The sequence below is a fragment of the Micromonospora zhanjiangensis genome (assembly GCF_042650605.1).
Taxonomy (GTDB): Bacteria; Actinomycetota; Actinomycetes; order Mycobacteriales; family Micromonosporaceae; genus Micromonospora_J; species Micromonospora_J zhanjiangensis.
The window spans coordinates 41497-60569 of record NZ_JBHSBN010000016.1 but is presented as its reverse complement, the minus strand read 5'-3'; the positions used below and the strand labels follow the sequence as shown (position 1 = coordinate 60569).

The window sequence follows — 19073 nt, the reverse complement described above, 5'->3', positions numbered from 1 at the left end:
CCGGTCGGCGTGCGTCACCCCGACCGACCGGGCTCCCCGACCCCGTCAGGGCCCACCAACCTCGAAAGGACACCCCCGATGAACAGCAGCATGTTGAGTCGTCGCCGCCTGCTCGGACTGGCCGGTGGCGCCGCCCTCGCCCTGACCCCGCTGGGCTGCGGCGGCGGTGCCGGTGGCGGCAACGGCTTCGCCCAGCCCGAGGGCAAGGTGCCGGACCAGTACAAGAAGCGCCAGCGGGTGGTGGTCTGGCACCCGTACGCGGCCGCCGTGGGCGAGGCCTTCACCAAACTGGTCGGCCAGTTCAACGAGTCCCAGCAGGACATCTACCTGGAGTCGCAGTTCCAGGGCAGCTACGACGAGTTGGCCCAGAAGCTCGCCGCCGGCCTGCAGGCCCGGCAGGTCCCCGACCTGTGCGTCTTCTCCGAGGTGGTCTGGCGCAAGTTCCTGTTCAACGAGGCGCTGGCCCCGTTGACCGACCTGTTCGGCGACGGCTTCGCCCCCACCGAGTACGTGGACACCCTGATCAAGGAGGGCACCGTCAAGGACAAGGTGTGGTGGGTGCCGTTCGGCCGCAGCACGCCGCTGTTCTACTACAACAGGACCATGTTCGCCCAGGCCGGCCTGCCCGACCGTGGCCCGAAGACCTGGGACGAGTTGCGCTCGTGGGGCCCGGCGCTGCAGAAGGTGAAGACGAACGGCAAGTCGCCGAAGCTGCAGGCGTTCCCGCAGGTGGACGGGGACTGGCACTTCCAGGGGGTGGTGTGGCAGTTCGGCGGCAACTACTCCAAGGGCCTGGACGTCACCATCGACCAGGGCGGCGCGGTCGCCGCGGGGGAGTGGCAGCGGCGGTTGGTGCACACCGACCAGCAGGCGTACATGGCCAAGAGCCCGAAGGTCGACTTCGCCAACGGGCTGGTCGCCACCCTGCACGAGTCGACCGGCACGCTGACCAGCCTGCTCAAGGAGGCCAAGTTCGAGATCGGCGCGTCGTTCGTGCCCGAGCAGGTGCAGTTCGGCTGCCCCACCGGGGGCGGCGGGATGTCGATCATGGCCGGCGCGCCGAAGGAACGCCAGGAGGCGGCGTTCCAGTTCATCAGGTTCGCCGCCAAGGCGGAGAACGCGGCGCAGTGGTCGCTCGACACCGGCTACCTGCCCGCCACCAAGGCTGCCCTGGACACCCCGCAGATGCGGCAGCGGTTCACCGAGCGGCCCCAGTTCAAGGTGGCCGTCGACCAGCTGCCGAAGACGCAGGCGCAGGACCCGGTCCGGCTGATGGTGCCGAACGCCAACAAGGCCATCTACGGCGGCCTGCAGAAGATCTGGGCCGACAACCGGCCGGCCCAGGAGGTCTTCACGGCGGTCGCCGCGGAGTTGCGCAAGAGCACGGAGAGCGTCCGCGCCCAGGTCGAGAAGTACTCCTGACGGCCGCGCCGCCGGTGCGATCCGGCCGCCGGGCCGAACGTACGGGCCGGACTCAGCCGGTGGCGGCGTTCGGGGTGGCCGACGACCCGCCGTTGCCCGCGCCCGCGCTGGAACTGCCGCCGTCGGGGGTCGGGTTGCCGCCCCCGTCGGCGGGCGCCGAACTCTCCGGTGCGCCGGTCGGCGACGGTCGGTTCGACGGTGCCGGCGCGGCGGTGGAGGAGGTCTGTCCGGCCCCGGCCGACGGGCCCGCGTCGGTGGCGGTCGAGTCCCCGGTGCGTCGGGTGGGTGCCGGCTGGCCGTCCTCCCGGTTGCTGGGTCCGGTCGCCGGTGCGTTACCCGGCGCGCTGGAGGTCACGCCCGGCTTGCCGGGCGACCCGTCGTCGGCCTGGAAGGCGAGCATGGCGGTCACCCCGATCGCGGCGAGCAGCACGGCCGCCACCGTACCGGCGACGGCGACGGCCCGGTTGCGTCGCCGGCCCGGCGTACCGGTGTCGGCGGGGACGACGGGCATGTCGGCCAGGGTCGACGAACCGGGACGTACCGCCCGGTTGGCGAGGGCGGCGCCGCCCACCGCCGCCGGTGCGGCGGCGGCGAGCGGTGCGGTGGCCCCGTCCGTCGCCGGGGTCGCGCCGGTGGCCGCCGCGCGGGCGGCGTCGGCCAGCGCCGCGGCCGACGGGTACCGCTGTTCGGGATCCTTGGCCAACGACCGCATCACCATCGCCGCCACCGGCGCGGGTACGTCGGCGGGCAGCTCCGGCGGATCGTCGTGCAGGTGCCGGACCGCCACCTCCAGCGGGTTCTCGCCGGTGAACGGCGGGTTCCCGGTCAGGCAGCAGTAGGCGACCGCGCCGAGGGCGTAGACGTCGGTGGCCGCCGTCACCGGCTTGCCGGACGCCTGCTCCGGTGACATGTACAACACCGTCCCGGGTACGGCGTTGGTGCTGGTGACACTCGTGTGCGAGGACGACCGGGCGACCCCGAAGTCGACCAGCACGACGGTGCCGTCCGGCTGCACCAGCAGGTTGCTGGGCTTGACGTCGCGGTGCACGATGCCGGCCTGGTGCGCCGCGTGCAGCGCCTGGGCGGCCTGGGTCACCACGTTCAGCGTCTCGTCGACGCCGAGCCGGCCGGCCGCGTCGATCCGGTGCGACAGCGGCTCGCCGTCGACGAACTCCATCACCAGGTAGTCGGCGTGCCGATCCTCGGACATGTCGATGCCGCAGTCGAAGACCTGGACGACGCCGGGGTGGTGCAGGGCGGCCATCATCCGGGCCTCGGCCCGGAACCGGGCGATGAAGCTCGGGTCGGCGACCAGGGACGGGAGCAGCACCTTGACCGCGACCCGCCGGCCCAGCACGAGGTCGGTGCCCCGCCAGACGTCGCCCATGCCGCCGGTGGCGACGCGGTCGTCCAGACGGTAGCGGTCACTGAGTACCGATCCTGAGCCCAACACGGTTGCAACCGTACCCAGCGGGCCATCGGAGCATGCGTGTGCGGTGCCCGGATCCGGACACGGCGGAACGTTACGCCGCCGCTCCGCCGATCGGACTTGAGGTTGGTCACTTCTCCCGCCGGGCCCGGCCGCGGCGCGGTGCGCCGCCGGTGGGCATCGACGGATGGTGAGCCTTGGGTATCCTCCGTCTTCGTGACGCACCCCGAACCGCCACCCAACCTGCCCTTCGCCGACCTCGAGTTGGTGCGGGCGGACCCGTCCGTCGAGATCTACCACGGCGTCGGGCAGGACGGCCGGCCGGTCACGGTCGCGGCGTTGACGCCGGCGGCGGCGACCGATCCGGCGGTCCGGTCGGTCTTCTTGGACCTCGCCGGCCGCAGCTCGTTCCCGACCGCACCGGGCCAGGCGCCGGTGCACGCGGCGGACCTCGCCGCCGCGCGGCCGTGGGTGGCGAACCACCGACTCCCCGAGCACACCGGGGTGGAGGCGTGGCCGGACCGGCTACCGGCGCCGGCGGCGACGGCCGACCAGCCGGGCGCGCCGGCGCCCACCGCCCCGCCCACCGCCCCGGGCGCGCCGGCGCCCACCGCCCCGGGCGCGACGACCGGCGGCGACCCGGGTCCGGGGACGACCGCCCGGTCGGAACCGGCCGGACCGGACCGGACCGCCGGCGCGAGCGACGGCGGCGCCGACAGGGACGAATTGGACGCGCCGTCCGAACCGATCGGTGGTGACGCCGTCCCGTGGGGTCCGCCGCCGATGCCGCCGCCCGTCGCCCCGTGGGGCGCCCCGGCGCCCGCGCCGCCGCAGCCGGCCACCCCGTGGGCCGCGCCGCCCGTACCGCCGCCGGCCACCCCGTGGGCGGCGAGCCAGCCGCCGCCCGGGTCGCGGTCCGGCCCCGGGCCGCTCGCGGTGGTCATCGCCGGGGTCTGCGCGGTGGTTCTGCTGCTCGGCACCGCCGCGGTGGTCGCCTACTGGGCCTTCGGCCGGGGTACGCCGCAGGCCGGCCCGACCGGTGCGCCCACGGCGAGCCGCAGCGCCGGTCCCGGTCTCCCGGTCCCGTCCGACGAGCCCTCCGGCGGCGACCCGTCGGCGGCACCGGGCGGCCCCGGCGACCCGGACGCGCGGAAGCCGAAGCTGCGGCAGGTGGCGGCGCGTTCCGTCGTCGGCCCGACGTACGCGGCCGGGGACGACACCTACACGATGGCCTTCAACGGCTGGCCGTTCGCGTTCCGAGCCGGCGGGACCTGGGGGTGCATGGCGGGAAAGGTGCCGGACAAGCTGGCCGGTGCCAAGGTCTGGGTCTGCATCGACGAGCAGAACCCGACCTCCCGGCAGAAGGCGAACGTGTTGCTGCGCCCCTGCCCGACCACCTGCACCCCGGCCGAGCGCAAGGCCCTGGAAGGGGCCTGGTTCGACCAGCCGGCCAAGGCGAAGCCGGTGCTGGACGACCGCACCGTGATGGTGGAGACCGCGCGGGACGCCGACGGCTTCTACACCGTCGACCTGAGCCACTACAGCCCGGCGACCGCGGGCGGGCCGTTGAAGTGGCAGGTGGGGGTGTTCGTCAAGTCGCCGCCGGAGACCCGCGGGGTGGTCCAGAAACTGCTCAACGACGTCGTCACGCAGGCCGGCTGAACCGGCCCGCGCGGCCGGTCAGGCGGGTCGGTCGGGTTCGCGGTCCCGGGGCCGGGCCAGGTCCTCGACGTACGCCCGCCAGTCGGCCAGGGCGGCGGACCGTGGCCCGGTCAGGTCGGCCGGGCCGGTCTGGCTGACGACCAGCCGGGCGCCGTGCCCGGTGCCCTGGACCAGTTGCCAGCGGACCCGGCCCGCGGTCCGGCCGTCGTGCTGCCAGGCGTACTCGACCAGGGTCGGCGGGTCGACCACGGTGACCGCGCCGGCCGGGGCGGAGCCGGTGGTGAAGGCGGCCGGCGGGGGACCACCGACCCGGGGCACGCCGCCGGCCGTGCGTTCCGTCCAGACCGCCTCGGCCGGCCGGGTCAGTTGCCGTTCGAAGCGCACCCGCCACCCGTCGGCGGTCTCCTCCAGCACGCCCTCGTCGAGGCCGAACGCGCGGACGTACCGTTCGTGCAGCTCGGCCGTCGGGGCGGGCACGTCGACCGGCGCGCCGGCCAGGTCGCCGGTCAGCGCGTCCAGGCAGACCCGCCACCCGGCGGCGAAGCTGGCCGCGCCGGCCCGGTCGTCGAAGGTGTGCGTGAAGACCAGCAGGCAGCCGGTCCCGGCCGGGTGCAGCTCGAACCGCAGCAGGTCGTCGCCCCAGGTGAAGGCGAACAGCCGGGGCGGCTCGTACGCGGTGACCGTGCCCTCGGACGCGGGCACGTCCGGCCGGTCCGGCGGGTAGAAGCGGATCGTCCCGCCGTTGGCCGGTTCGAGCCGGACGGTGAACGGGAACCACCGGGCGAGGTGGTCCGGTTCGGTGACGGCCCGCCAGACCTTGGTCGGCGGGTGGTCGAAACGACGCTCGACCCGCAGGGTCGGCCGGCCGTCGACGGTCTCCAGCGTCTCGTTCACCGAAAGTCCTCCTCCTGGTTGTCGGCCGTGGGCCGCGCCGGGCCGCTCCCGGCGGCCGGGTCGGGCCGCTCGTCGGGCATCGCGTCGAGGTGCCCGCCGAGCCGGTCGAACCGGTCGCGCCAGAGCCACCGGTACGGGGCGAGCCAGTCGTCCAGCACCATCAACGGCTCGGGGCGCAGTTCGTACCAGCGGCGTTGGGCGTCGACCCGGACCCGGACCAGGCCGGCCTCGCGCAGCACCCGCAGGTGCTTGGAGGTGCCCGGTTGGCTGAGTCCGAGTTCCCGGGTCAGCTCGCCGACCGACCGGGGACGCTCCCGCAGCAGATCGAGGATCCGGCGCCGGGTCGGTTCGGTCAGCGCGTCGAACGGCGAGGTCACGAGGCCAACATAACCGATCGGTTATTTACCGGAAAGGGCATATAGGGGTCCGTCACGGTCGATCGGCGGGCCGCCCGCCGCAACCGGACGTTCCGGCGCCGGTCGTCTCGCCGAGATGTTCATGTCGGTCCGGGGTGATAGGAATGCGAAACGCCGCGCCCACGGCTGATCCCGCCGGTCCGGTTACAACGGGACCAGCCGGGTATCCAGGGGCACGGCCCGGAGCGGAGGGAGTAGACCTGCCGTGCTGTCGCCAGAAGTGGACAGCCCCGCCGTGCTGCGGGAGCTGTCCGACGCCGAGGGGCACCTGACCACGATCTGCTTCAAGACCGGTCCACCGGAGCTGACCGGAGTCGAACTGGAATGGACCGTCCACGACGCGTCCGATCCGAGCCGCCCGGTCGACCCCGACCGGTTGCGCCGGGCCCTCGGGCCGTACGCCCCGACCACTCTCGACCCCGCCGGCGCTCACCTGGCGCTGGCCCACCAGGGCACGATCACCGTCGAGCCCGGCGGACAGGTGGAGATCTCCACCGTCCCGCACCACTCTCTCGCCGCGCTGTTCGCGGCCACCGGGGACGACACCGACCGGCTGCGCGACCTGCTCCGCACCGCCGGGCTCGTCCTCGGCACCAGCGGCATCGACCCGTACCGGCCGCCGCGTCCCTGTGTCGACACCCCTCGCTACCGCGCCATGCGGCACGCCTTCGACCGGCGTGGCGCGGCCGGCCGGACCATGATGTTCAGCACCGCGGGCCTGCAGCTCTGCCTGGACGCCGGTCGCCCGGACGAGGTCGTCGGGCGCTGGGTGGCGTTGCACGCGTTCGGCCCGCCGCTGCTGGCGACCTTCGCGACGGCCCGCCGGCACGCCGGCCGGGACACCGGCTGGGCGTCGGCCCGGATGGTCGCCTGGCAGGACATCGACCCGGCCCGCACCCGGCCGGTGTGGTCGTCGGCGACCCGGGCGACCGACCCGGTCGCCGCCTGGTCGGCGTACGCGCTGTCGGCGCCGCTGCTCTGCGTCCGCCGCTCCGGCGACGACTGGACGGTCCCGCCCGGGCTCACCTTCGCCGACTGGATGGCCGGAGCGCTGCCCGAGCCGCCCACCGTGGACGACCTGGAATACCACCTCAGCACCCTGTTCCCGCCGGTCCGTCCGCGCGGCTACCTGGAGGTCCGCTACCTGGACGCCCAGCCCGCCGACGAGTGGATCGCGCCGGTCGGGGTGCTCGCCGCGCTGCTGGCCGATCCGACGGCGCTGGACGCGGCCCGGGCCGCCTGCGAACCGGTCGCCGACCGGTGGGCCGAGGCGGCCCGGTGCGGTCTGGCCGACCCGCCGCTGGCCCGGGCCGCCACCGCGGTGCTGGACCTCGCGGTACGGGCGCTGGACCGCACCGACCTCGGACCGACCACCCGCACGGAGATCGGCCGGATCGTGGAACGGCGGCTCGCCGCCGGGAAAGGGGAACACCGGTGACCGACCTCGACCAACAGGACGCCACGGGCGAGCGGCTGCGCGGCCGGATCGCCGCCGAACTGGAGCGCACCCGGGACCGCACCCGCCTGCTCACCGACGCCGTCGACGACGGCGACCTGATGCGCCAGCACTCCACGATCATGTCGCCGCTGGTCTGGGACCTCGCGCACGTCGGTAACCAGGAGGAACTCTGGCTGGTACGCGACGTCGGCGGCCGCCCACCGGTCCGCCAGGACATCGACGACCTGTACGACGCGTTCAAGCAACCCCGCAAGGACCGGCCGTCGTTGCCGCTGCTGCGCCCCGACGAGGCCCGGGCCTACCTGCACACCGTCCGGGACAAGGTGTTCGACCTGCTCGACCACGTCCGGTTCGACCGCCGGCGGTTGGTCACCGACGGGTTCGCCTTCGGCATGATCGTCCAGCACGAGCAGCAGCACGACGAGACGATGCTCGCCACCCACCAGCTGCGGGTCGGCCCGCCGGTGCTGTCCGGCGAACCGACCCCGCCGGCGGTCGTACCGGTCGGGGGTGAGGTGCTGGTGCCCGGCGGGCCGTTCACCATGGGCACCTCCACCGACCCGTGGGCGTTGGACAACGAACGCCCCGGGCACGTGGTGGATCTGCCGCCGTACCTCCTGGACGCCGCGCCGGTGACCAACGACGCCTACCTGGCGTTCGTCGACGCGGGCGGCTACCACGACCCGCGCTGGTGGAGCGAGGCCGGTTGGCGGCACCGGTGCGAGGTGGACCTGAGCGCGCCGATGCACTGGCGCCGGGACGGCTCGGGCTGGGGCTACCTGCGGTTCGGCCGGTTCTCGCCGCTGGTCGGCGCCGAGCCGGTGGTGCACGTCAGCTACTACGAGGCCGAGGCGTACGCGGCCTGGGCCGGCAAGCGGCTGCCGACCGAGGCGGAGTGGGAGAAGGCCGCCCGGTGGGACCCGGCGACCGGCCGGTCCCGCCGCTACCCCTGGGGCGACGAGGACCCCACCGTCGAGCGGGCCAACCTCGGCCAGCGGCACCTCTCGCCGGCGCCGGTCGGCGCCTACCCGGCCGGCGCCTCGCCGCTGGGCGTGCACCAGCTCGTCGGGGACGTGTGGGAGTGGACCTCGACCACCTTCCACGGCTACCCGGGCTTCGCCGCCTTCCCGTACCGGGAGTATTCGGAGGTGTTCTTCGGCGACGCCTACCGGGTGCTGCGCGGCGGCTCGTTCGGCACCGACCGGTCCGCCTGCCGGGGCACGTTCCGCAACTGGGACCTGCCGATCCGCCGACAGATCTTCGCCGGCTTCCGCTGCGCCCGGGACGTTCCCGCCGGGGAGCGCGCCGCGTGAGCCGTACCGCCGCGAGGGCCGCCTGATGTGCCGGCACCTGGCCTATCTGGGGCCCCCGCTGTCCCTGGCCGCCCTGTTGTACGACCCGCCGCACGCGCTGGCCCGGCAGTCCTGGGCGCCGGTGGACATGCGCGGCGGCGGGACGGTCAACGCCGACGGATTCGGCGTCGGCTGGTACCCGGCCGACGGTGGGCCGGTGCGCTACCGCCGGGACGTACCGCTGTGGGCGGACGCGACGCTGCCCGCGCTCGCCGCGGCGACCGTGTCCGGCGCGGTGCTCGCGGCGGTGCGGTCGGCCACCGTGGGCATGCCGGTGGTGGAGACGGCGGCCGCGCCGTTCGTCGAGGGGCGGTGGCTGTTCAGCCACAACGGCGTGGTCCGGGGCTGGCCGGACTCGGTCGTCCCGCTGGCCCGCGGGCTGCCCACCCGGGACCTGCTCACCCTGGACGCGCCCACCGACTCGGCGTTGCTCTGGGCGCTGGTGCGGCACCGGCTGCGGGCCGGCGCCGCGCCCGCCGCGGCGGTCGGCGACACCGTCCGGGCGGTCGGCGAACTCGCCCCGGACTCCCGGCTGAACCTGCTGCTCACCGACGGGCGTACGGCGGTGGCCACCGCCCGCGGGCACGCCCTGTCCACCCGGACCGACGGCCGGAGCGTGCTGATCGCCTCCGAGCCGCTGGACGACGACCCCGCCTGGAAACCGGTGCCGGCCGACCATCTGGTGGTCGCCACCGCCGACGACCTCCGCATCGAACCGATCGAAGGGACCAGTGCCGCATGAGCGAGCGAAGCGAGCGAATCATCAGGCTCGGTGCCCCGGTGCCTCATGACAGCCCGGAGCGCAGCGGAGGGCTGGCATGAGCGTCGAACCGTTGGAGATCTACCTGGAGGAGCGGGAGGTCGCGCGCGGACTGCGGCACGACGTACGGGTGGGGCTGACCGCCCACCCGAAGTGGCTGCCGCCGAAGTGGTTCTACGACGCCCGGGGCAGTGAACTCTTCGAGGAGATCACCCGGTTGCCGGAGTACTACCCGACCCGGGCCGAGCGGGCGGTGCTCGCCGCGCGCGCCGACGAGATCGCCGCGACGTCCGGCGCCAAGACGTTGATCGAACTCGGCTCGGGGTCGTCGGAGAAGACGCGGTTGCTGCTCGACGCCTTCGCCCGCCGCGGTGACCTGGGCACCTTCGTCCCGCTGGACGTGTCGGTCAGCGCGCTGCGCCAGTCCACCGCCGAGATCGCGGCCGACTACCCGGCCCTGCGGGTACGCGGCATCGTCGGCGACTTCACCCGCCAGCTCGACCGGCTGCCGACCGGCGGACGCCGGCTGGTGGTCTTCCTGGGCGGCACGATCGGCAACCTGGCGCCCGACGAGCGGGCCGGCTTCCTCGCGGCGATGCGGGCCGCCCTGGAACCCGGCGACTGGCTGCTGATCGGCACCGACCTGGTCAAGGACCCGGCGGTGCTGGTTCCCGCGTACGACGACGAGGCCGGGGTCACCGCGGAGTTCAACCGCAACGTGCTGCGGGTGATCAACCGGGAGCTGGGCGCGGACTTCGACCCGGAGGCGTTCCGGCACGTGGCGATCTGGGACGCCGAGCGGGAGTGGATCGAGATGCGGTTGCGGGCCACCCGCCCGATGCGGGTCCGGGTGCTCGACCTGGTGGTGGACTTCGCCGAGGGCGAGGAGTTGCGCACCGAGATCTCGGCGAAGTTCCGCCGGGCGGGGATCGAGGCGGAGCTCGGCGCGGCCGGATTCGTCACCCGGCACCTGTGGACCGACGACGACGGCCTGTTCGCCGTGACGTTGGCCCAGGCCGGGTGACCACCGACGGGCCGCACCGGACCCCGACCGGTCCGGGCGGGCGGGCCCGGGTCGGCGGGGTCCGGAAGATCGGTTATGCTCGGTCACGCGAAGGGGAGTAGCCCCCAACGGCGTGGTCGACATACTGGTGCGTTCCGCATCCGGCCACCCGGCCCCACCTCCGGTGGGGCGGGCGAGACCTTCGACTCAGGCTGTCACAGCCGGGTCGAGGTCCCCCGTGCCCTTGCCCGGCCTTGATCGGGAAGGGTCCCATGAACGGTTTTCTCACCGCACTCGCGGTCAGCTTCGGCGTCATCTTCGTGGCCGAGTTGGGCGACAAGTCGCAGTTGATGGCGTTGACCTTCGCCACCCGGTTCCGGCCGTTGCCGGTGCTGATCGGCATCAGCGCGGCCACCGCGGTGGTCCACCTGGCCTCGGTGGCGATCGGCGCGGGTATCGGCGCCGCGCTGCCCACCGGCTGGATCGCCCTGGTCGCCGGGCTGGCCTTCCTCGGCTTCGGCGCCTGGACGCTGCGCGGCGACAAGCTGACCGAGGAGGAGAAACGCAAGGCCGAGCGGACCAGCCGCTCGGCGATCATCGCCGTGTCGGTGGCGTTCTTCCTGGCCGAGCTGGGCGACAAGACCATGCTGGCCACGATCACCCTGGCCACCCGGTACGGCTGGTTCGGCACCTGGCTCGGGTCGACGCTGGGCATGGTCGCGGCGGACGCGCTGGCCATCCTGGTCGGTCGGGCGTTGGGTCGCCGGCTGCCGGAACGGACCATCCGGTACGGCGCGGCGGTGCTGTTCGCCATCTGCGGCCTGTGGCTGATCCTGGACGCGGTCGGGCAGCTGACCTGATCCGGCGCGCCGCGCCCGGAAGGGGCGGGAGCGGAAATGCCGCGAAGCTCCCCGCGTCCGGGTCCGGGCCACCTACGGTGATCCTGCCGAACGGATCCGCCGACCGGCCGGAGGACGGGTGGTTGCGCCAGATGTCCAGACATGACGAGCCGAACGAGTACGGCTTCGCCGGTGAGGGGACCGCTCCGGAGCCGACGAAGCGGGAGCGGCCCGATCCGCGCGCGGCCGCCGAGGAGATCGCGATCCCGGGCGACGACGTGACGGACGAACTGTCCGAGGCGCTCGCGGACGACCACGACGGCCGGAACGAGGACGAGGACCCGGACGTCGGACCCCGTTGACGTCACCGCCCGCCTGTCGGGTCACCGTCAGCCGTCCGCCGGCCGGGTCACCGTCCGCCCTCCACGCCGGTCGCCGTCCCCCGCGACCCGCTCGGCGGCTCGGCGGTGCACGACGTTGCGCCGGGTCAGTACGGCGGCGGCCAGCAGGGCGGCGAGCACCGAGCCGCCCAGTACGGCCGCCTTGACGTGCCCGTCGGCCACGCTGCCGGTGCCGAACGCCAGTTCACCGATCAGCAGCGAGACGGTGAACCCGATCCCGCCGAGCAGTGATACGCCGAGCAGGTCCCGCCAGCTGATCCCGCTGTCGAGCCGGGCCCGGGTGAACCGGGCGACCAGATAGGTGGAGCCGAGGATCCCGACGCTCTTGCCGATCACCAGACCGGCCACCACGCCGAGCACGATCGGGTCGGTCAGCAGTCGTCCGACGTCGGTGCCGCGCAGCGGGACGCCGGCGGCGAAGAACGCGAACACCGGCACCGCGAGGCCGGCCGAGATCGGGCGCCAGCGGTGTTCGAGGTGTTCGGCCAGGTGCGGATGGCTTCCCCGGTTCGTGTGCACCGGGACGGTGAAGCCGAGCAGCACCCCGGCGACGGTGGCGTGCACCCCGGAGGCGTGCATCATGGCCCAGGCCACCGCGGCCAGCGGCAGCAGCGCCCACCACCGGGTCCGGCCGGAGCGGACCAGCGCGCCGAAGGCGACGACCGCCGCCACCGCGCCGAGCAGCGGCAGCGGGTGGACCTGTTCCGAGTAGAAGACCGCGATGATGGTGATGGCGATCAGGTCGTCCACCACGGCGAGGGTGAGCAGGAAGGCCCGCAGCCCCTGCGGCAGGTGCGAGTTGATCACCGCCAGCACGGCGAGGGCGAAGGCGATGTCGGTGGCCGTGGGGATCGCCCAGCCCCGCGGCGCTCCGCCGGATGAGGTGAGGTTGACCGCCGCGTAGACCAGCGCCGGCAGGGCGACCCCGCCGACCGCCGCGACGACGGGCAGTACCGCCTGTCGCGGGTCGTGCAGGTCGCCGGCGACGAACTCCCGCTTGAGTTCCAGCCCGACCACGAAGAAGAAGATCGCCAACAGCCCGTCGGCGGCCCACTGGCCCAGCGTCAGGTCGAGGTGCAGCGAACCGCCACCGGGCCACGGCACGAACCGGCCCAGCTCGACGTACGCCTGTTGCCAGGGCGAGTTCGCCCAGGCCAGCGCCAGGACGGAGGCGACCAGCAGGATTGCTCCGCCGACGGTCTCGGTGCGCAACACGGAGGCGAGGAAGGCGGTGTCCGGCCAACCCGCCGGGGTGAACAGCCGGCGCGCGGGACGCTGTCCGGGTGGGCGCGGGGTCATCGGTGGCGTCGTCCTTCGGGTCGGCGATGGCGAGGGACCTGCTTGCCGACCAGACTTCCCGGCGCTCCGTCGATCACCCTACCAGGGGACTCGTTCCTGGCCGGGGCCGAAACCGGGTCAAGATCCGATCGTTGTAACGGCGACGTCCACAGGATTGCCGTCACTGTGAGTTCCCGATCCTTTACAGTCAGCTAGTGGTGCTGGGTCGACCCCGGTCGACGCTCCGCATCATCGGGGTTGCCGCCGCGGCCCGGCGATCTCGACGGTGATCGGTCGGTCAGCGCCCGAGAAGGGACCCGCTTCATGAACCTGCAGAGCCAACTGACCGCGGTGCGCCGCCGGTGGTGGATCGTCCTCGCCTCGGTGATGGTCGGACTCGCCGCGGCCGGGCTGATCACCGTGAACACCCAGCCGCGCTACGACGCCTCGGTCACCTTCTTCTTCGTGACGACTCCGGCTGACGGCCTGCTGGCCGCGGCTCAGGGCAGCGCCTACGTCCAGCAGCGCACCAAGTCGTACGCGGCGCTGTTGACCAGCGACCGGCTGGCGCAGAGCGTGGCGGCCGAACCGGGGCTCGGAGTCACCGCGGGTGAGGTGCAGGCGCGGCTGACGGCACTGACCCCGGTCAGCAGCGTGCTCGTCGACGCGAGCTTCAGCGACCGGAACCAGGCCCGGGCGCTGCGGGTGGTGGAGGTGGTCGCCGTCCAGTTCGTCAAGCTGGTCCAGTCGATCGAGACGCCCACCGGCGCCAAGAACTCACTGGTCAAGGTCGAAGTGATGAACGGACCCCGGGTCACCCCGGAGCCGGTGGCGCCCGATCCGGCGCGCAATCTCGTCCTCGGCGGCCTGCTCGGGCTGTTCGCCGGTGTCGCGGCGGCGATCGTGCGGGCCATGGTCGACCGGGCCGTGCGGACCGCCGAGGTGCTGTCCCGACTCACCTCGGCGCCCGTCATCGGGGAGATCCCGTACGACAAGTCGATGAAGTCGGCCAAACTGATCGTCGGCGCGTCGGCGAAGTCGCCCCGGGCCGAGGCGATGCGCAAGCTGCGTACCAACCTGCGCTTCGTCGACCTGCAGGAGCCGGCCCGGGTGGTCGCCGTGACCAGCGCCGTGCAGGGCGAGGGGAAGACCACCGCCGCGTGCAACCTCGCGATCGCGCTCTGCGAGGCGGGCTGGCAGGTCCTGCTGGTCGACGCGGACCTGCGCCGCCCGCAGGTGACCGAGTACCTCGGGTTGACCGGCCGGCCGGGGCTCACGGACGTCCTGCTCGGTGAGGTCGAACTGACCGACGCGGTGCAGAGTTGGGGGGACCGGTCGCTGTTGGTGCTGCCCGCCGGGCCGCCCCCGCCGAACCCCAGCGAACTGCTCGGCTCCAAGGGCATGGCCGACCTGCTCGCCTCGCTCCGGGAGTCGGCGGACATCGTCCTCATCGACACGGCCCCGCTGCTCGCCGTCACCGACGGGGTGGTGGTGTCGGTGCAGGCCGACGGCGCGCTGCTGGTGGCGCGGTACGGCTCGACGTCACAGGCCCAACTCACCGCGGCGACCCAGGCGCTACGAGCGGTGGACGCCCGGCTGCTCGGCTGCGTGCTCAACGGTGCTCGCCGGAGCGTGGCCGAGGGGCGCTACTACCCGAGCTACCTGGAGGTCCCGGCCCAACACGCCGTACCCGGGCGGCGGCGGGCGGGCGTCGGGCCGGAAGCGACCGACGTGCCGGCGCAGAACGGCGCCGGCGCCGTCGCGGCGGCGCCGACCGACGCGACGCAGGAATTCAGCCAGGTGACGAAGTGAACCCCCGTCAACCCGCGTTCGCGCGGCCCTCGGCCGGCATCGCCGTCGGACCGCACGGGAAGGTCGAGATGGTTCGATGAGCATGCGGATCGGTATCCTGTCGTACTTCTATCCGCCGGAGCCGGCGTTCATCCCGGGCAGCCTGGCGGAGGAGTTGGCGGCGCGCGGCCACGAGGTCCGGGTGCTGACCGGTTTCCCCAGCTACCCCGCCGGCCGGGTCTACCCCGGCTACCGCCAGCGGTGGAGCGAGGAGATCACCACCGGCGGGCTCACCGTCCGTCGGGTGGCCCGCTATCCGAGCCACGACGCGTCGACCGTACGGCGGATGGCCAGCCATGCCAGCTTCGCGGCCAGCACGTCGCTCGCCGCGCCGCGCTATTTCGCCGGGATCGACGCGCTCTACGTGTACGACGCCCCGGCGACCGCCGTCGCGGCCAACGCGCTGCTGCGGCTGTCCCGGCGTGTACCCACCGTGGTGCACGTGCAGGACGCCTGGCCCCGGTCGATGCAGACGCCGCCGACCAGTGCGACCGCGCCGCCCGGCCGGCTGGCCACCAGCGGGTTCGCCGGCGCGCTGCGGCGCTTCTACCGGTCGACTCACGGGATCGCGGTGAGCGCCCCGTCCATGCGCGAACTGGTGGTCGAGCGGGGGGCCGACGAGCAACGGGTCCGGCTGGTACTCAACTGGACCGACGAGCGGATCTTCCGGCCGGCACGGGCCAGCCGGGAGGCGCGCCGGGCCATCGGCCACCGTGGCCGGTGCACCATCATGTACGCCGGCAACATGGGCCCGTACCAGCGGATCGAGACGGCCCTGCGGGCGGCGGCCACCACCCACTCGCTGTTCGACCTGGTCCTCGTCGGCTCCGGCACGGAGGAGAAGCGCGCCCGCCGGCTGTGCGCGGAACTCGGCGCGACCAACGTGCGGTTCATCGGCCGGCGCCCGGCGGACGAGATGGCCGACCTCTACAACGCGGCCGACTACCAACTGGTCACGATGCGGGACCTGCCGGTGCTGCACGGCACGGTGCCGTCCAAGGTGCCGGCCGCCCTGTCGGCCGGTTCGCCGGTGGTGGCGTCGGCCGGTGGTGACACCGCCGACCTGATCGAGCGGGGTCGGGCCGGACTGTCCTGCCGGCCGGAGGACTGGCGCGCCCTGGCCGACCGGTTCGCGCTGGCCTCGGCCATCCCCGCCCGGGCCCGGCAGGAGATGTCCGAGCGGGCCCGGGAGACCTATCTGCGGGCGATGTCACTGCGGTCCGGGGTGGACCAGATCGAGCAGATGCTCACCGAGGCGGCCCACAGCCGCAGGTGAGGATATGTCGCTTTCATCCCTGTAATTCACTCGGTCGTACCAAATACGACAAACTACGGCTTCCGCGTGCTATATCTATGGTTGTACCAAAGTCAGCACGCCGAGTGACGCTTGACAGGAAGCAGTGGAATGCGACTTGGTCGACTCATTCCCGTTCGTCCGGCCCGAGCCCGCCGCACCCGGCGGACCCGGCGGACCCGGATGCGGCGCGCCCTGCTGACCGCGCTCGTGCTCGTCTCGGCGCTGCTGCTCGGCACCGGCTGGGTCGGGATACGCGGCTGGCAGGCCCGTAACCATCTCGGCAACGCCGTCGGGCTGGCCCGCGCGCTGGCCGAGCAGGTGCTGGCCGGCGACACCGGCCAGGCCCGCCGGACCCTGGCCGCCCTGCAGAGCCAGACCGCCGCGGCGCGGTCCGGGACGGGCGACCCGGGCTGGTGGCTCGGCACCCGTACGCCGCTGGTCGGCGACAGCCTCACCGCCGTACGCCAGGTCGCGGTCGCCGTCGACGACCTGGCCCGGCAGGTCTTCCCGGAGTTGCTCGGGGTGGACTTCGGCGCGCTGCTGCCCCGCGCCGACCGGGTGGACCTCGCGGCGCTGCGTCGGGCCGCCCCCCGGCTGACCGAGGCGGACGGCGCGGTCCGCGCGGTCCGCGACCGGTTCCGGGGTACGCCCTCGGCGGACCTGCTGCCGCAGGTCCGGTCGGCGGTGACCGAACTGCGCCGCCAGATCGACCTGCTGTCGACGCTGACCTCGGCGGCCCGGCGGGGCGCGGCCCTGCTGCCCACGATGCTCGCCGCCAGCGGCTCGCGGACCTATCTGCTCGCCTTCCAGAACCTCGCCGAGAAGCGGGCCACCGGCGGCATGCTCGGCGCCTACGTGACGCTGCGGGTCTCGGACGGTCGGGTCACGGTGCTCCGGCAGGGCAACGCCATCGATCTGCTCGTGACGGGCGTGGTGCCGGTCCTGCCACTGGACCGCGCCACCAGGGCGCTCTACGGCGATCTGATCGGCATCTATCCCGCCGACGTGAACCTCAGCCCGCACTTTCCCACCGCGGCCACCATGTACCGGGAGATGTACCGCAGGCGGTTCGGCGTCGCCGTCGACGGGGTGCTGGCCACCGATCCGGTGGCGGTGTCCTACCTGCTGCGGGCCACCGGGCCGGTACCCGTGCGGGGCGCCGCACCGCTGGCCGCGACCACGGTGGTCCGCACCCTGCTCTCGGACGCCTACCGGTTCCTCCCGGCGTCCACACAGGACGCCTACTACGCCAGTTCGGCGCGGGCCGTCCTCGACGTGCTGCTGAGCCGGACGGTCGACCCGAGGCTGCTGCTGCCCGCGCTGGACCAGGCGCTCACCGAGCGGCGGCTCCTGTTCTGGAGCGCCCACCCCGACGAGCAGGCGGCCATCGCGGAAACCCGGCTGGCCGGGATCCTGCCGGAGCGGGAGGACACCTCCACGGTGGGGGTGTTCCTCAACGACGGCAGCGGCGCGAAACTCGGTTACTACCTCACCCACACGGCCGAGCTGACCGTCGGCGACTGCCGCCCCGACGGCCGGCGCGAACTGCGGCTGCGGGTCACCCTGGGCTCCACCGCACCGCGGTCCGGCCTGTCCCCGTCGGTCCTGGGACTGCGAATGGCCGGGAACCCGTACACGGCGCGGACCCTGGTGAACGTCTTCAGCCCGGCCGGCGGGTCGGTGCTCGACGCCCGCCTCGACGGCGCACCCGTCGGGGTCGGCGGCGGTACGGAACGGGGTCGCCGGGTGGCCGTCGCGACCGTCGACGTACCGGCCGGCCAGGCCCGTGTCCTGGACGTCACGCTGCTCACCCCGGTCACCACGTCCGGGCTCGCCGATCTGCGGGTCACCCCCGGCGTGCAGTCGTGGCCGACCCGGATCACCACCGCGCGAACCTGTGATCGATAGAGAGGACCCACCATGCGGCCAACCCGCATCATCATCATCACCGCCCTCGCGGTCGGCCTGGCCGTACTCGGCGGACCGGCGGCGGGCGCCGCCGCGTCGACCGCCCGATCGTCGGCGAGCGGGCTGGCGCTCCGGGCGGCGCCGGTCACCCCCACCCAGCCGACCGGTACGCCCAGCGTGAGCCCGCCACCGCCGGTGACGTACTCGCCGCAGCCGACGCAGTACGTACCGCTGTCACCGTCGTTGACCGCGGACCGGCTGACCGCGGAACCGGGTCAGCCGGTGACGTTGTCCGGCACGAACTGGCCGGGCAACGGTGCGGTCCGGTTGGCGTTCACGCTGAACCCGGCGTTGTTGCGGCTGCCGGCACCGGCGCCGGCCCCGCCCGGCGGCACCGGTGCGATGGTGCCGGCCGCCGTGCGGTTGCCGGAGCGTGTCGCGGCAGCCATTCCCCCGATCTCGGTCACCGCCGACGGTGCCGGCCGGTTCGCCAAGCCGGTCACCTTCGCCGACGCCGGTACGGTGTTGGTCACCGCCACCAGCCTGGTCGACTCGCGGCAGGCGTCGTTGACCTTGACCATCGTCGACACGTCGGAGCCACCGTCCGGGCCGGGCGGCATGCCGGTCACCGGTAGCCGGCTCGGCCCGCAGTTGGCCGTCGGCGTGGCGGCCATCCTCGCCGGTGCGCTGCTGCTCTGGCTCGCCGTGATCCGCCGGCACCGCGCCACCCGCTCCCGCACCGACCGCTGACCCGGCGCCGCGACGGAGTACCCGGCCCGCCCGACGACGGGCACCGGGTACTCCGTCGGGGGCCGCGCTCGCCGACGGCGGAACGCGGCCGGGTCGGGAGCCGCGCGCCCCGACGCGGCCGACGCCCGTCAGGTTGCCCGCATCCCGTGTGACATGGGAAACGGTCGCCGGGGCCGTCCCGGGCAGCAGCGAGGCGCTACGGTCATGCCGTGCGCGTAGACCTGAGTCGGGCCGGCCAGTCGACGACCCGGCCGGTCCCCCGACCCGACCGGGCGACCTCCTCCCAGCGGTCGCTCAGCCTGATCGCAGGCACTTTCCGGCCGGTGGTGACAGCCTGGCCCGGGGTGGCCGG

16 protein-coding genes are annotated in these 19073 nt (G+C 73.8%); 12 read left to right on the top strand and 4 right to left on the bottom strand.

Going from position 1 to position 19073, the window contains the following annotated elements; genetic code table 11:
- Positions 1-78: 78 nt before the first annotated feature.
- The gene (locus tag ACFOX0_RS21545) at positions 79-1422 is read left to right on the top strand and encodes an ABC transporter substrate-binding protein (RefSeq protein WP_377548873.1); all 1344 of its coding nucleotides are present in this window, start codon (positions 79-81) and stop codon (positions 1420-1422) included.
- Positions 1423-1474: 52 nt separating this feature from the next.
- On the opposite strand, the gene ACFOX0_RS21540 is transcribed toward ACFOX0_RS21545, so the two are convergent.
- Positions 1475-2875, bottom strand: a complete 1401-nt coding sequence (locus tag ACFOX0_RS21540; RefSeq protein ID WP_377548869.1) for a serine/threonine-protein kinase — start codon at positions 2873-2875, stop codon at positions 1475-1477.
- Positions 2876-3067: 192 nt separating this feature from the next.
- On the opposite strand from ACFOX0_RS21540, the gene ACFOX0_RS21535 reads away from it, so the two are divergent.
- Positions 3068-4513: a hypothetical protein gene (locus ACFOX0_RS21535; protein ID WP_377548866.1), complete on the top strand. Its 1446-nt coding sequence runs from the start codon at positions 3068-3070 to the stop codon at positions 4511-4513.
- Between the two features lie 18 nt (positions 4514-4531).
- Here the strand turns inward: ACFOX0_RS21535 and ACFOX0_RS21530 are convergent, their stop codons facing one another.
- A complete protein-coding gene (locus tag ACFOX0_RS21530) occupies positions 4532-5407 on the bottom strand; it encodes an SRPBCC family protein (protein ID WP_377548863.1) in 876 nt (291 codons plus the stop codon).
- Positions 5404-5784 (bottom strand): ArsR/SmtB family transcription factor, encoded by a 381-nt coding sequence (locus ACFOX0_RS21525; protein WP_377548860.1) that lies wholly within the window; start codon positions 5782-5784, stop codon positions 5404-5406. The genes ACFOX0_RS21530 and ACFOX0_RS21525 overlap by 4 nt, the downstream gene beginning before the upstream one ends.
- Before the next feature lie 244 nt (positions 5785-6028).
- Between ACFOX0_RS21525 and egtA the strand changes: the two genes are divergently transcribed.
- The 6 genes from egtA to ACFOX0_RS21495 all read left to right on the top strand — a co-directional run bounded on the left by egtA (position 6029) and on the right by ACFOX0_RS21495 (position 11598).
- Positions 6029-7261: an ergothioneine biosynthesis glutamate--cysteine ligase EgtA gene (egtA, locus tag ACFOX0_RS21520; RefSeq protein WP_377548858.1), complete on the top strand. Its 1233-nt coding sequence runs from the start codon at positions 6029-6031 to the stop codon at positions 7259-7261.
- A complete protein-coding gene (egtB, locus tag ACFOX0_RS21515; RefSeq protein WP_377548856.1) occupies positions 7258-8595 on the top strand; it encodes an ergothioneine biosynthesis protein EgtB in 1338 nt (445 codons plus the stop codon). The genes egtA and egtB overlap by 4 nt, the downstream gene beginning before the upstream one ends.
- 25 nt (positions 8596-8620) lie before the next feature.
- Positions 8621-9376: an ergothioneine biosynthesis protein EgtC gene (gene egtC, locus ACFOX0_RS21510; protein ID WP_377548854.1), complete on the top strand. Its 756-nt coding sequence runs from the start codon at positions 8621-8623 to the stop codon at positions 9374-9376.
- Between the two features lie 76 nt (positions 9377-9452).
- Entirely contained in the window at positions 9453-10418 is a 966-nt protein-coding gene (egtD, locus tag ACFOX0_RS21505) for an L-histidine N(alpha)-methyltransferase (protein WP_377548851.1), read from the top strand.
- Positions 10419-10669: 251 nt separating this feature from the next.
- Positions 10670-11257 (top strand): TMEM165/GDT1 family protein, encoded by a 588-nt coding sequence (locus ACFOX0_RS21500; RefSeq protein ID WP_377548849.1) that lies wholly within the window; start codon positions 10670-10672, stop codon positions 11255-11257.
- Between the two features lie 131 nt (positions 11258-11388).
- Positions 11389-11598 (top strand): hypothetical protein, encoded by a 210-nt coding sequence (locus ACFOX0_RS21495; RefSeq protein WP_377548846.1) that lies wholly within the window; start codon positions 11389-11391, stop codon positions 11596-11598.
- A gap of 27 nt (positions 11599-11625) precedes the next feature.
- On the opposite strand, the gene nhaA is transcribed toward ACFOX0_RS21495, so the two are convergent.
- Positions 11626-12936, bottom strand: coding sequence for a Na+/H+ antiporter NhaA (gene nhaA, locus ACFOX0_RS21490; RefSeq protein WP_377548844.1), 1311 nt, complete (start codon positions 12934-12936; stop codon positions 11626-11628).
- A 303-nt stretch (positions 12937-13239) separates the two neighbouring features.
- Here nhaA and ACFOX0_RS21485 point away from each other — a divergent pair, with 303 nt between their 5' ends.
- The 4 genes from ACFOX0_RS21485 (at position 13240) to ACFOX0_RS21470 (ending at position 18721) form a co-directional block, all read left to right on the top strand.
- Positions 13240-14727, top strand: coding sequence for a polysaccharide biosynthesis tyrosine autokinase (locus ACFOX0_RS21485; protein ID WP_377548842.1), 1488 nt, complete (start codon positions 13240-13242; stop codon positions 14725-14727).
- Positions 14728-14809: 82 nt separating this feature from the next.
- The gene (locus ACFOX0_RS21480; RefSeq protein ID WP_377549094.1) at positions 14810-16042 is read left to right on the top strand and encodes a glycosyltransferase family 4 protein; all 1233 of its coding nucleotides are present in this window, start codon (positions 14810-14812) and stop codon (positions 16040-16042) included.
- 201 nt (positions 16043-16243) lie between these two features.
- A complete protein-coding gene (locus ACFOX0_RS21475; protein WP_377548840.1) occupies positions 16244-17971 on the top strand; it encodes a DUF4012 domain-containing protein in 1728 nt (575 codons plus the stop codon).
- Positions 17972-17983: 12 nt separating this feature from the next.
- On the top strand, positions 17984-18721 hold the full coding sequence (locus ACFOX0_RS21470; protein ID WP_377548837.1) for a hypothetical protein: 738 nt from the start codon (positions 17984-17986) through the stop codon (positions 18719-18721).
- Positions 18722-19073: the final 352 nt, after the last annotated feature.